General features: G+C 41.8%; 10 protein-coding genes. 6 read left to right on the top strand and 4 right to left on the bottom strand.

The features are described from left to right. Positions 1-145 precede the first annotated feature (145 nt). From J3455_RS00130 to J3455_RS00115, 4 genes are all read left to right on the top strand, one after another. Positions 146-1,375, top strand: coding sequence for a phosphopentomutase (locus J3455_RS00130; RefSeq protein ID WP_130052974.1), 1,230 nt, complete (start codon positions 146-148; stop codon positions 1,373-1,375). Then, positions 1,375-2,076 carry a purine-nucleoside phosphorylase gene (deoD, locus tag J3455_RS00125; RefSeq protein ID WP_130052973.1) on the top strand — a complete coding sequence of 234 codons (702 nt, stop codon included), beginning with the start codon at positions 1,375-1,377 and terminating at the stop codon, positions 2,074-2,076. Before J3455_RS00130 ends, deoD begins: the two co-directional genes overlap by 1 nt. Before the next feature lie 211 nt (positions 2,077-2,287). Then, positions 2,288-3,028 (top strand): ferredoxin--NADP reductase, encoded by a 741-nt coding sequence (locus tag J3455_RS00120; protein ID WP_130052972.1) that lies wholly within the window; start codon positions 2,288-2,290, stop codon positions 3,026-3,028. 70 nt (positions 3,029-3,098) lie between these two features. Then, positions 3,099-3,872 (top strand): nuclear transport factor 2 family protein, encoded by a 774-nt coding sequence (locus J3455_RS00115; protein WP_254869043.1) that lies wholly within the window; start codon positions 3,099-3,101, stop codon positions 3,870-3,872. 189 nt (positions 3,873-4,061) lie between these two features. Here J3455_RS00115 and J3455_RS00110 read toward each other — a convergent pair whose 3' ends face one another. Next, entirely contained in the window at positions 4,062-4,952 is an 891-nt protein-coding gene (locus J3455_RS00110) for a tetratricopeptide repeat protein (protein WP_130052970.1), read from the bottom strand. A 271-nt stretch (positions 4,953-5,223) separates the two neighbouring features. On the opposite strand from J3455_RS00110, the gene J3455_RS00105 reads away from it, so the two are divergent. Further along, entirely contained in the window at positions 5,224-6,597 is a 1,374-nt protein-coding gene (locus tag J3455_RS00105) for a GAF domain-containing sensor histidine kinase (RefSeq protein ID WP_349560716.1), read from the top strand. Between the two features lie 63 nt (positions 6,598-6,660). On the opposite strand, the gene J3455_RS00100 is transcribed toward J3455_RS00105, so the two are convergent. After that, positions 6,661-6,918: a hypothetical protein gene (locus J3455_RS00100; RefSeq protein ID WP_349560715.1), complete on the bottom strand. Its 258-nt coding sequence runs from the start codon at positions 6,916-6,918 to the stop codon at positions 6,661-6,663. Between the two features lie 261 nt (positions 6,919-7,179). Between J3455_RS00100 and katG the strand changes: the two genes are divergently transcribed. Next, complete coding sequence (katG, locus tag J3455_RS00095) at positions 7,180-9,357, top strand: catalase/peroxidase HPI (protein ID WP_349560714.1); 2,178 nt, start codon at positions 7,180-7,182, stop codon at positions 9,355-9,357. A 588-nt stretch (positions 9,358-9,945) separates the two neighbouring features. Here katG and J3455_RS00090 read toward each other — a convergent pair. Together J3455_RS00090 and J3455_RS00085 are read right to left on the bottom strand one after the other, a co-directional pair. Further along, positions 9,946-11,871: a hypothetical protein gene (locus J3455_RS00090; protein ID WP_349560713.1), complete on the bottom strand. Its 1,926-nt coding sequence runs from the start codon at positions 11,869-11,871 to the stop codon at positions 9,946-9,948. Between the two features lie 138 nt (positions 11,872-12,009). After that, the gene (locus tag J3455_RS00085; protein WP_130052965.1) at positions 12,010-13,608 is read right to left on the bottom strand and encodes an ABC-F family ATPase; all 1,599 of its coding nucleotides are present in this window, start codon (positions 13,606-13,608) and stop codon (positions 12,010-12,012) included. Positions 13,609-13,766: the final 158 nt, after the last annotated feature.

Raw genomic sequence — 13,766 nt, 5'->3', positions numbered from 1 at the left:
ATAGCAAAAAAGACACGATTAATCTCTTTTGCTTCGCTTAGGGATGCAAATTTATAATGTTTCTGTTTTATGAAACAGGACTTATGTCCTGTACCAAAAATTCGAAGAGCATATAAAGTATTCACATATTGATAACGAGGTACCCATGGCAAGAGCACTCATCTTAATGGCAGATAGCCTAGGAATAGGCGCAGCACCTGACGCAGAGAAGTTTGGTGATGTAGGCGCAAATACTTTTGCTCATTTACTTAAAGCCTATGCAGAAGAAACTGGTGAGCATTTATCGCTGCCCAATCTTACCCGTCTAGGTTTAGCTGATGCATGCGAAGCCGCAGGTAAAGAACCTTGTTTAGTAAGTGACCGCCAAGCACCTACTGGCGCGTGGGGTTACGCTAAAGAGTTATCAAGTGGTAAAGACACACCTTCTGGACATTGGGAAATGGCCGGTGTACCTGTGTTGTTTGATTGGGGTTATTTTCCAAATACACAGCCGTGTTTTCCACAAGAATTTGTTGATGAGCTTATTGCTCGCGCAGGTATTCCTGGCATCTTAGGTAACTGCTATGCCTCAGGAACGACCATTTTAGAACAACTAGGTGAAGAGCACATGCAAACTGGCATGCCAATTTGCTACACCTCAGTTGATAGCGTGTTTCAAATAGCCGCGCACGAAGAATCATTTGGACTGGAGAAACTTTATCAGGTTTGCGAAATCGCACGGGCGCTGCTTGATGAAATGAACATAGGAAGAGTGATTGCGCGGCCATTTTTGGGTTCGAGCAGCGATGATTTTGCCCGTACAGGTAATCGTCGTGACTACTCGGTGCTTCCACCGTCGCCAACTTTGCTAGATAAATTATCGCAAGACGGTGGTGAAGTGATCAGTATAGGTAAAATTTCCGATATTTATGCGCACCAAGGCATCACCCAAAAACACAAAGCGCCAGGGCTGATGAACTTACTTGAGAAAACCTCAGAAGTTATCGCAAGTGCACCTGATCATAGTTTGATTTTTACAAATTTAGTTGATTTTGATGAAAAGTACGGTCATCGCCGTAATGCAGTTGGCTACGCTAAAGCATTAAAAGAGTTTGATGATTATCTGCCGACCATTTTAAATCAGCTAAATAGCGATGATGTGTTAATCATTACCGCCGATCACGGATGTGATCCAACAGCAGCAGGCACTGACCATACACGTGAATACGTGCCAGTACTTGCTTACCAACCGGGAATGACAAACACCCCGCTTGGAGAACGAGCTAGTTTTGCAGACATAGGTCAAACCCTTGCCCAGTGGTTTAATCTTCCTGCACTTGAATACGGTGATAGCTTTAACGACAAGCTATTAGCGAACAAAAAAGGAAACCAATAATGAGTACTCCTCATATCAGCGCCGATGTAGGCGAATTTGCAGAAACGGTATTAATGCCGGGTGATCCGCTTCGCGCTCAATACATTGCTGAAAACTTTTTAGATGACGCAAAACAAGTAACAGGCGTTCGTAATATGTATGGTTTTACCGGTACCTACAAAGGTAAACCAGTAAGTATTATGGGCTCTGGGATGGGTATTCCATCAATGTCAATTTATGCCCGTGAATTGATCGTTAGTTACGGCGTTAAAAATCTAATTCGTATTGGTACCTGTGGTGGTATTGGTAGCGATATCAAAATCCGTGACGTTATCTTTGCACAAGGTGCAAGTACTGATTCAAACGTAAACCGTGCGCGCGTTCGTGGTTACGACTTTGCCGCAATTGCTGATTTTGGTTTATTACTAAATGGTGTAAACGCAGCAAAAGAATTAGGTATTGAAGCGAAGGTAGGTAATGTATTTACAACAGATACATTCTATCAAGCAGATAACACTTTTTATCAAGAATTAGACAAGCTAGGCGTACTTGCTGTTGATATGGAAACAGCTGGCATGTACGGCGTAGCCGCTGAATACGGCGCAAAAGCGATGGCACTATTTACTGTAAGTGACCACGTAATCACTGGTGAAGCAACACCAAGTGAAGAGCGTCAAAGCACTTTTAACGAAATGGTTAAAATTGCTTTAGAATCAATTTAAATAAGTTCCTTGGTAACGTATTCACTGAAATTTGGAAACACGCCCAAAGTGAAGTGAGACTAACCTCAAAGCCGCATTTATGCGGCTTTTTTTATAGCTGCCTGTTTACCTCGCGTAAAATCCTGCTCGCAACTTGCAACCGCCCCTTAAAACTTGAAAATTCAACTAATTGTTGCCACTTTTAATAGAGGAACAACAATTGAGGATGTGTATGTCTAATTGGGTTGAAGCTAAGGTTAAAGACGTTAAATGGTGGACTGAGTCATTATTTAGCTTAATCGTTAATGCCGATGTTGAGCCATTTACGGCAGGGCAGTTTACTAAGTTAGCTATGCAAGTGGGTGATAAACGTGTTGCACGCGCATACTCTTATGTGAATGCGCCTAATAATCCCGATCTTGAGTTTTATCTTATTAACGTCAAAGACGGCCAACTTTCTCAGCAGCTAGCACAATTAAAACCAGGTGACTCAGTTACAATTGAACGTCGCGCCACAGGTTTTTTTACCCTTGATGAAGTACCTGGCAGCGAACAACTTTATATGCTGAGTACTGGTACAGCGCTTGGACCTTTTATTTCAATATTAGAGCAGGGTGAAGTGTGGCAAAAATTTGAGCATGTTCACCTAGTGCATGGTGTTCGTTTTAACGAGGACTTAAGCTATCAAGAGCGTATTAAAGCGCTTCAGCAACAGTACCCGAACCTTTACTATTCACCCGTAGTCAGCCGAGAGTCAGCCGAAGTAGGTTTTAATGGCCGGATCACAGATGTAATTAAAGACCATCGTTTGTTTGATGTAATAGGGCATCCTACTGTACCTGATACCGCACAGTTTATGATTTGCGGTAATCCAAAAATGGTAAAAGACACCACAGCTATTTTATTAGAGCTGGGTTTTAGCCGCAACAGACGCCGCGAACCTGGGCAGATAACAGTAGAGCAATATTGGTAAAAAACTATGCCAAGCAGTCATAATTTGCTACCTTAGCGCCTCAATCAGGCATGATGCATTTAGGAAAACTATGAAACCGTTATTTTTTGCAATCAGTTTATTATTCTCTTGGCAGTCAATTGCAAGTGACGAAACAGTAGAGCAAGTCCAACCTCAAATTAGCAATGAACAAAAAGCCGAAAAGAAGGACGTACCTAGCTTAGAGTTTATTGAAGAAAAGCCTGCAACAGAACAAAAATCAGCGTCTGAAACTGAAACAGCGAAAGCAACAGCCGAAAAAACTCAAAGCAGCGATGAGCAAAAAGCCACCGCAGAAGCTTTAAAAGCGGCTGCAGAAGTTGATGACAGCAAAGTGCTAGGCACGCAAACTCCCGCACCTGCAGAGCAACCAAAAACAGTTGCTGAAAAACAGCAAGCAGTTGCAGAAGCTGAAAAAGCCGTTAACCAAGCTAAAGAAGCCCTTACAGCTAAGCAGCAAGAAAAAGCGCGTCAGTCACGTGAATCGATGGCGGTGATTGAACAGCTGATTGCAGCTTATAATGCACGAAACATCGATGCATTCATTAAGATGTATGACGAAAACGTAGAGTTTTATACATTCCCGAATGAGTTGATGTTTAAAGGTAAAGAAAAGCTTATTGCTCGATATGGCATCATGTTTAAAAAGCTAAAGTGCATTAAGTCATCACCAATTAAACGCATTGTGCTTGGCAACATCGTGATTGATCATGAACTCTCTGAAACATGTTCACAAGACCCCAAAGTCGTCGACAAGCGCTCTGAGTTTGTCACCAGCTATAAAATAGAAAATGGTAAAATAACCAAAGTGTTATTCTTCCGTTAGAAAAAAGAGCAGCTTAGCTGCTCTTTTTTTATGGGTGAAAGTTAGTTGAATTCAAGTTGCAAGGGGAAAGGCGAAAGTTACGAGGTACTAGGTAGCTGCGATTTTACATCGCGTCCCAGCGCCTAGAACCTAGAACCTAAACCCTAGCGCCTATGACGCGGGATAAACCCGCTGCTACATGGGTTTCGGCTAAGCCATTTCGTTTAACAACGAATTAAAGCTGTCGTTGTCGTGCAGGCTGGCAAAAGCGCTTTCGTGTAATAGCTCGTTACGAAGGTTTGGAGAATACTCAAGTGCCATGCGAATGTCTGCCATTGCATCAGCATGTTTATGCAGTAATGCATACGCACAAGCACGTTGCCAGTAGGCATAGCCGTAGTCGCTATCAATTTCTAGCGCTTGATTACAAAGTTCAATGGCTTCACCTGTTTCGTTAATTTCTAATAGCGCATCCGCTTTATAGGCAATTGCTTCAACGTCTTCAGGTTTACGCTTTAATATTTCGTCAAAAATCTCGATCTTATTCGCAACATCGCTTTCTAAGTTGGCACGCATCCATAAAGAATGAACTTCGTTAGTGATCGAGATCTTTTGTTGGTTTAATAAGATCTCTTCAGATCGCTCACGTAACTTTTCTTCAAGTACTTTCAAGCGATCTTCGTATTCTTGTGTAATCGCACTAACACGTGTGTTTACAATGTCTTCTACTTTGTTTTTTACGTCACGCAGGGAATTCCAACCAACTAACACCAAAATTGAAGCTGTAATAGTAATAATGAAAAACACATTATTAATGGTGTCTGTTGTATAAGTAATCGCACGATCTGCGGTATCAAGTTGTGTATGAGCTACTTGCTTAGTTACGTCTTCGCGTAATTTTTGCTGGTCTTGGCGCACTGCTTTTAATTCATCAAGAATATAACGCTCTAACAATGGCTTATACATTGGTTCTTGAAGCTTATCGAGAGCTTGTTGCTGCTCAACATCGGTTAACGCAGGGCGGTTTTCAGGTTCATTTTGAGCAACTGCAAAAGTGCTAAAGCTCATTAAAAATGTGATTAAAATTAAGGTATAACGCATGAGATATTAATTTTTGATGATTTCTAAGGTAACTGTAACATGCGTTAGCACTGTGGACTAGGCAAAAAAAAACCAGCTCGGGGGAGAGCTGGCCAAACTGCTTAAACAACATAAAGTCGTAAAGGGTATTAACAGGAGTTGGGTACAATATACTCTTATTTATCTGAACAACTACTTAATACTAAATGAGTTTTTAAAAACTTATATTCATTCTGTCAGATTTATAATGTTCGTCTAGACTTAAAGTGTCGTAAAACTAAAAGGTGAGAGTATGCGCCAACAACTAGTCCAACTGCTGTATGGAGTATCAATTTCTTCCGATCTTGACAGTGGCAATGTTGAATTAGCTGAACGCTTAATTCTGAATGCGGTACTAGATGGCCTTGAAATTGGCAGAGCAGGGATATGGTTGTTAAATGCCGAAAATACCGCGATTGAGTGCCGATTACTACTTGATAGAGAAAACGGCAAAGAAATTCAAATGTTAGTATTGCCTCGTGATGCATATCCAGCTTATTTCAAAGCACTCGATACCCAGCGTACTATCACCGCAGAGGATGCTCATACTGACCCTGCCACCTTTGAGTTTAGTGAAAGCTACTTAAAACCACTTAATATTGGCGCTATGTTAGATGCACCAATTCGCTATAAAGGTAAAATGATCGGGATATTTTGCTGTGAGCATATAGGTGGACCAAGGCAATGGACAGAAGATGAATGCTCCTTTATTGGTGCATTAGCTGACTTATATGGCAGAGCACTCTCAGCACAAGAGAATGAACGCATGAATGCTGAGCTTGAACGTGCTAATCTGCATTTAGAGCAACGTGTTGCAGAGCGTACTCGTACCCTTGAAAAAACCTTATCTGAGCTTACTGAAATGCAAGAAAAACTAATTGAAGCCGAAAAAATGGCGTCACTTGGTAATCTCGTGGCGGGCATTGCTCATGAGGTAAATACGCCTATTGGCATCGCTGTAACAGCAAATAGCTCGGCTAAGGATAAGCTAAATAGCCTTAATCAACTTATAGAGGCAAATACGCTAACAAAAGTGGCCTTACTTGAGGGTATGAATCATTTAAACGAGTGCATCAAAATTTCCTTTGCGAATCTTGAGCGAGCTGCAAAGCTCATTAGTGATTTTAAGCAAACGGCGGTTGATCAATCATCACTCAATTTACTCGAAACGAATATTAAAGACTATTTTGAAAACATTTTACACAGTCTAATGCCACTAACCCGCAGTAATAATGTTGAAGTGAACATTGACTGCGTTGATGATTTTTCGCTCATTACCGTTCCGGGAGCCCTTAGCCAAATATTCTTAAATCTTGTGAATAACAGCTGTGTTCATGGGTTTATAGGGCGTGAGCAAAATCGAATCGATATTACTGTAGGCATTGATGATGACACCCACAGCTACACAGTCACCTACAAAGACAATGGTCATGGCATGAGTGAAGATGTAATGCATAAAGTGTTCGAACCATTTTTTACTACTAAACGTGGTAGTGGCGGTAGTGGTTTGGGTATGTCGATAGTTTATAACCTTGCAACCCAAGCACTGCAAGGTGAGGTGAGCATTGATAGCATGCCTGATCATGGTGTTACGCTAACCTTTAAATTGCCGCAAAAACTCGCATAACTAATTAATATTTATACAAATTGAAGGCTAAATAATCTGGTGACTGGGTAATAAAATTAAAAATTAATCAGTTTGCTTAGCAAGACAAGAAATATCAGTGCATTTGTTGTCTTTACAAAATTGCTTAATACGCTTTTTAGAATATAAATAATTAATGCTGAAAGGCGTAATTAATAGTGCTATCCAAAACAATGCAGAGCTTCTGAAAATTAGCCCCACAAGCGACGCCACCACAAATCCCGATAACATCCAAATAGGTAAATGGGCGATAAAAAAGTTAATACTTAGCTGTCTAGCAACTTCAGGATTAATTGTTTTCATAAGGGCTACTCGCTGTAAAAAATACCCTTATAAAATGGACGCTTTAATAAAATGAATCAAATCAAATTTTCCTATCGGTGCAATCGATTTAAAACCATCTTTTGCATCTAGCTTTATTTAAATACAACTCCTATAGTTTCAAACAACAGGAACTTATTCGCTATTAGTTATTCATAACTAGTAGAAAATCTCTCTTTATGACGAAAGAGATAAATGTAATTTCTAGCGTTTCGTCATATTTTAGCTTTTTAGGAGCACGCAATGAGTAATGGAAAAACGGGCGGGTGCCCGGTAATGCATGGTAGTAATACTGTCACAGCTCAATCGAACACTGACTGGTGGCCAAACGCACTTAATTTCGACATTCTTCATCAACACGACAGCAAAACGAACCCTTACGGCAAAGACTTTAATTACGCAGAAGCATTCAAATCACTAGACCTTGAAGCCGTTAAAACCGATTTAAAAAACCTAATGACCGAAAGCCAAGAATGGTGGCCAGCCGATTGGGGTCATTACGGTGGTTTGATGATCCGAATGGCGTGGCACTCAGCAGGTTCATATCGTTTAGAAGATGGCCGTGGTGGCGGTGGTACAGGTAACCAACGGTTTGCACCGTTAAACTCATGGCCAGACAACGCTAACCTAGATAAAGCTCGACGATTACTTTGGCCAATTAAAAAGAAATACGGTAACAAGCTTTCTTGGGCCGACTTAATTATCTTAGCTGGTAATATGGCTTACGAATCAATGGGTTTAAAAACCTTCGGTTTTGCAGGTGGCCGCGAAGATATTTGGCACCCAGAAAAAGATGTTTACTGGGGCGCTGAAAAAGAGTGGTTAGCACCAAGTGATGGGCGTTATTCAAATGTAGCCAAGCCAGATACCATGGAAAATCCATTGGCAGCGGTACAAATGGGCTTAATTTATGTTAATCCTGAAGGGGTGAATGGTAACCCAGACCCGCTTAAAACTGCTGAGCAAGTTCGCGAAACATTTGCCCGCATGGCAATGGATGACGAAGAAACAGCTGCGCTGACAGTTGGCGGTCACACTGTGGGTAAAACCCATGGTAATGGTAGCGAAGAAAACGTTGGTCCAGAACCAGAAGCGGCCGATGTGTTTGAGCAGGGTTTAGGTTGGAACAACCATAATTCACGTGGTATTGGTCGCGACACCATGACCTCAGGTATTGAAGGTGCGTGGACAACTCACCCAACAAAATGGGATAACGGTTATTGCTACTTGCTGCTTAACTACGACTGGGAGCTTAAGAAAAGCCCTGCGGGTGCGTGGCAGTGGGAGCCAATTGATATTAAAGAAGAAGACAAACCAGTTGATGTTGAAGATCCATCAATTCGTCTAAATCCTATTATGACCGATGCCGATATGGCAATGAAGATGGACCCAACTTATCGTAAGATCATTGAGCGTTTTAACGATGATTTTGAATACTTTAGTGATGTGTTTGCTCGTGCTTGGTTTAAACTAACGCACCGTGACTTAGGTCCAAAATCACGTTATTTAGGTGCTGATGTACCAAGCGAAGATCTGATCTGGCAAGATCCGATCCCAGCGGTAGATTACACCTTATCAGACAGCGAAATTAGTGAACTTAAAACTAAGCTACTTAACTGTGGTGTAAGCCAAGCAGAATTAATTGCAACAGCATGGGATAGCGCCCGTACTTATCGTGGCTCAGACCATCGCGGTGGTGCAAACGGTGCACGTATTCGCCTCGCGCCGCAAAAAGATTGGCAGGGCAATGAACCAAAGCGTTTAGCTAAAGTATTAAGCGCACTTGAGTCAGTACAAGCGAGTTTAAGTAAACCAGTAAGCCTAGCTGATTTAATTGTACTTGGTGGGTCAGCTGCTGTTGAACAAGCCGCAAAAGCGGCGGGCGTTGATATAACAGTCCCATTTGCGCCGGGTCGTGGTGATGCCACAGACGAAATGACAGATGCTGACTCGTTCGACGTACTTGAGCCAATTCATGATGGTTTCCGAAACTGGCTCAAAGAAGAATACACGGTATCTGCAGAAGAGCTAATGTTAGAGCGTTCGCAATTGATGGGTTTAACAGCACCAGAAATGACCGCCCTTGTCGGTGGCATGCGTGTTCTAGGTACTAATCATAATGGTACTTTACACGGTGTATTTACAGATAACGTAGGCACATTAAGTACCGACTTTTTCGTGAACCTAACCGACATGGCTTATACTTGGAAGCCAATAGCGAAAGGCTATTATGACATCATTGAGCGCAGTACTGGTGTAACTAAGTGGACAGCAACGCGCGTTGATTTAGTATTTGGATCAAACTCAATCCTTCGCTCATACGCAGAGTTTTATGCACAAGACGATAACAACGAACGTTTTGTAAAAGACTTTGTCGACGCATGGGTGAAAGTAATGAACGCCGACCGTTTCGATATTTAACTTAAAATTCCGTTAAGTACAAAGGCCACACAGCTGAACTGTGTGGCCTTTTTTATTTAAAGAAGTTAGCGAGTTACAAGGGGAAAGGGGAAAGTTACGAGGGGAAAGAGTAAAGTTACGAGGGGAAAGAGTAAAGTTACGAAATGCGAGATGCGAGGGGAAAGTTGCGAGATGTAGGAGGCGTTTTAACGCCGAACAAGTAGCAGCGATTTTACATCGCGTCCTAGCGCCTAGAACCTAAAGCCTAGCGCCAAGGACGCGGGATAAACCCGCTGCTACATGTAGGCGTGAAACTTGTTTCGCGCGGCTGCGCGCTGCAAGCTCTTTTCGACATCCGATTCGGCACTAAAGTACCTCCTACAATGCCTCGTACAGGGCTTTCATAGCAGAGAAAAACTCTCGAACTAACCAGCCTCACAGCTCGACTGACATCTAACATCTGACGACTAAAAGCCAGCGATTTTACATCGCGTCCTAGCGCCTAGAACCTAAAGCCTAGCGCCAAGGATGCGGGATAAACCCGCTGCTACATGTAGGCGTGAAACTTGTTTCGCGCGTCTGACTGAAGGCTGATAGCTGAAAGTGCTTTTACTTCTCAATACCTAACCAATAACTGTTTTGGTATATGTTTTCTTCAACTTCTTTATCGCTGTAGTTATAGATACGTTGCCAAAACAGGCGGTCGAAAATGAATTTATCTGCATCTTTATGAATAATTTTAAAATTAATTAAAGAAGCATATAAATTTTCATCATCGCCTAACACATCATCCTTACAGCTAGAGTAATCAACTGCACTTGGGCACTGAGACATCATTGCAAAACTAATACTGTTATCAGCTTCAAATTGCCAATAGGTATTTGGCGTAAAGTTAGCTCTGTTTTCAAGGCCATATTGATCAGCATAATAAAAGCTGCCTTTACCATCATCATTTATAAACCAGTATGTTTTCAGGTTACCGCTGGTGTAGCCTTGACGTAAGTAGCTAAATAGGTGCTTATAGTCATCAAGAGTGATGGTTGAATCATCAATCACTTCCATGAATTCATACCCTAAGCGAGCCTGACGCTCTTCTTTATTTCGCTCGCGCACCATGAGTGTTTTACCATCAGGCAGAGTGAAAAATTGTAAGCTGGTATCTAGGCCATTGCCGGTTACCTTAACGGTTTCGCCATTATTGTCTAAGTTGTAATGCCACTTGAACGAGTCAGTACTTCTTGGCGTATTGAATGTTACCGTTGCAGTGTTGGCTGCTGTGATGGTGAAAAATGTTGGTAAATAACGAATCGTTAACCCTTCGCCTGTATCTGAATTTTTATTATTTAAACGACCAGTATACGTTTTACCCACTTTAAGATCAGGAACCGCAATAGGTGTCAGTTTTTGTAATGCAACAACCGATGTTTGCACCTTCATAGCTTCAGTTAGCTCTTCTGACTCAACAATATTCGCAGCGTCAGCTTCATCATGATAGCTAAGAACATGTTGTAGTTTTAGCACCGCAAAATCATCGAACTGCGCAACAACTTCGGCATTAACGAGGTTAAGGTCAAACTCTACATTCACCTCGTAGCCTTCTTTATTTAGCTGATTTGCATAGGTGTTCGTAAGAAATTTGTCGCCATTAATCGTTAACGTTTTACCTTGTAAGGTCGCCGAAAACTCTGCATAAGGGAATGATGTGGTACTGCCTGAAGCCGTCGAAATATAGCTTGCTATCGATACTTCAAAATAGCTCTCTTCACCTTCGGTATTTAAATGATTCACCGTGTGAAAAGTAGTGTGATCCATATCAGCATAATACGCAGAGCTAAGCTCTGTATTTGATTTATAAAGGGTAACTACTTCGCCTTTATCGGTTGAAACATTAAAAAGCTCAACACGAATAGCATCATCGCGCTTAGCCAACACTTCCATTTCAAGAAGAGCTTGTTGATTACACTCATGCAAGCAATCAATCGCTTGGGTATTTAATGCAATCACATCAGGATTTGACCATTCAAAACGGCTTAACTCACCATTTTGAGCAATCACCCCGGCATCTTCAGTAGCAAATGCCAGCTTTACGCTACCATCGCTTGATTGCCAGTTACCCATTACTTCGCTATTGCTAAGCTCAATCGGTTGCCATGCTGCACGGTTTTCGGCAACATTAACGGTTAGGGTATATTGGTTACTTGCTTTACCATCAGAGACTTCCACAGTAAAAGCATGGTTAGCTACTTCGAATAGGCTTGGCTGTGCACTAAAAGTTACTTGATTACTGCTGGTGGTTACATTTAGCCACTCTGGCTTATCAATAATCGTTGTAGTAACACTGTCGTTTTGCTCATCTTTTAAATCAACAACTAAATTAGCTGATTCAAGTGCTTTAGTAGAGAGAGTGAGCGAGCCAGAAAGCGTTGGTGCAGTATTTTGCTCTACTTTTACATCAGGCGTTTTATCTGTTGATGAACCGCCACCACAGGCTGTTAGAGCCAGAGTCAGTGCCGATACGCTGAGGAGCTTTTTCATTTAGGTCCCTTAAATTTATTGTTCTATTGAAGTCAAAGAAATTTAAGTTACCTAAAATGGGTAATTCAGTAAAGTGAATATATAACTGAACGTAAACAAAAAAGGTGAGCTAACTTGCTCACCTTTTCGAAGAAGGGGTTATTGCGCTTGTTGCGCAACATGGTCCATATATTCGTCAAACGTGCCCTGAAAATCGATAAGTTGTTGGTCTTTAATATCGATGATACGAGTCGCTAATGATGAAACAAACTCACGGTCGTGGCTTACAAAAATCAGTGTGCCTTGGTAATCTTTTAATGCGTTATTGAGTGCTTCAATGGCTTCCATATCCATGTGGTTGGTTGGCTCGTCCATAATTAGCACATTGATGTCTTGCATCATTAACTTACCAAACAATAGACGGTTCTTTTCACCACCCGAGCAGTTACGCGCTTTTTTGTTAGCGTCATCTGCGGTAAATAGTAAACGGCCTAACATAGCGCGTACCATTAAATCGTTGTGTTTAGCGGTGCGCCACTGCGACATCCAATCGAATAGGGTTAAGTCGTTATCAAAGTCTTTGCTGCTGTCTTGCGGACAATAACCAATGCTGGCATTTTCAGACCACTTAACTATGCCTTCGTTGCTTTGTAATTCATTCACTAGGCAACGAAGTAGGGTGGTTTTACCAACACCGTTTTCACCAATAACCGCAAGCTTAGCGCCAGCTTCAAGTAATAACTCACCACCACTGAACAGGGTTTCACCATCAAAGCCATGACCTAATTTAGTTAGCTCTAACGCTTGGCGATACATCTTTTTGCCTTCATCAAAACGTAGTGATGGACTAATACGACTTGATGCTTTTACTTCATCAAGTTTAATTTTATCCATGCGCTTAGCACGAGAGCTAGCTAGTTTTGCTTTTGATGCATTAGCACCAAAGCGGTTTACGAACTCTTGTAGTTCGTCTATTTCAGCGCTCTTCTTTGCGTTTTCAGCAAGCAGTTGTTCACGCTGCAAGCTTGAAGCTTCGATCCACTTTTCGTAGTTACCAGGGTAAATTCTAAGCTCACCGTAGTCGATATCGGCCATGTGAGTACATACCGAGTTTAAGAAGTGACGGTCGTGCGAGATGATAATCATCGTACACTTACGCTGGTTAAGCTCGTTAGCTAGCCAAGTAATGGTATGAATGTCGAGGTTATTGGTTGGTTCATCAAGTAGCAAAATATCAGGGTTTGCAAACAGTGCCTGTGCTAATAACACACGTAGTTTCCAACCCGGCGCAACGTTTGCCATTAAACCATAATGAAACTCTTGTTCTATGCCCGCTTGGAGCAAAATTTCTTCTGCACGGCTTTCTGCTGTGTAGCCATCCATTTCAGCAAAAATGCTTTCAAGCTCAGCTACTTTCATACCGTCTTCTTCACTCATTTCTGGTAGTGAATAGATACGGTCGCGTTCTTGTTTAACTTTCCAAAGTTCTGCGTCACCCATGATCACTGCATCAACCACTGTGTACTGCTCAAACGCAAACTGGTCTTGACTTAGCGTACCTAGCTTTAAACCCGGAGCAATTGACACATTACCAGAGGTTGGAACAAGCGCACCGCTTAAAATTTTCATAAAGGTTGATTTGCCGCAGCCATTTGCGCCAATTAAACCGTAGCGATTACCGTTACCAAACTTAGCTGAAATGTTCTCAAAAAGGGGCTCTGCACCAAATTGCATGGTGATATTTGCGGTTGAAATCAACGAATTGTTCCTAGAAAAATACTGACAGGGTTATGGGCGCAGCAACTGCGAAAATAAACAAGCAATAGGGTAAATAATAGGCCGCGGATTATACAGATCAGCCCCAAAGAACGCTATTAAAAAGAAGAAAGTTACGAAAATGAAGTTCGTAGGACTGG

This window comes from Pseudoalteromonas sp. NFXS39 (assembly GCF_040148775.1).
Lineage (GTDB): Bacteria > Pseudomonadota > Gammaproteobacteria > Enterobacterales > Alteromonadaceae > Pseudoalteromonas > Pseudoalteromonas apostichopi.
This window is presented reverse-complemented; position numbering and strand designations above follow the sequence as displayed.

What these genes read in the sequence shown, in the direction of transcription:
- J3455_RS00120 (WP_130052972.1), top strand. Translation starts at nt 2,288, where the DNA reads ATGTCTAATTGGGTTGAAGCTAAGGTTAAAGACGTTAAATGGTGGACT.
- J3455_RS00130 (WP_130052974.1), top strand. Translation starts at nt 146, where the DNA reads ATGGCAAGAGCACTCATCTTAATGGCAGATAGCCTAGGAATAGGCGCA.
- J3455_RS00115 (WP_254869043.1), top strand. Translation starts at nt 3,099, where the DNA reads ATGAAACCGTTATTTTTTGCAATCAGTTTATTATTCTCTTGGCAGTCA.
- katG (WP_349560714.1), top strand. Translation starts at nt 7,180, where the DNA reads ATGAGTAATGGAAAAACGGGCGGGTGCCCGGTAATGCATGGTAGTAAT.
- J3455_RS00090 (WP_349560713.1), bottom strand. Translation starts at nt 11,871, where the DNA reads ATGAAAAAGCTCCTCAGCGTATCGGCACTGACTCTGGCTCTAACAGCC.
- J3455_RS00110 (WP_130052970.1), bottom strand. Translation starts at nt 4,952, where the DNA reads ATGCGTTATACCTTAATTTTAATCACATTTTTAATGAGCTTTAGCACT.
- J3455_RS00100 (WP_349560715.1), bottom strand. Translation starts at nt 6,918, where the DNA reads ATGAAAACAATTAATCCTGAAGTTGCTAGACAGCTAAGTATTAACTTT.
- deoD (WP_130052973.1), top strand. Translation starts at nt 1,375, where the DNA reads ATGAGTACTCCTCATATCAGCGCCGATGTAGGCGAATTTGCAGAAACG.
- J3455_RS00105 (WP_349560716.1), top strand. Translation starts at nt 5,224, where the DNA reads ATGCGCCAACAACTAGTCCAACTGCTGTATGGAGTATCAATTTCTTCC.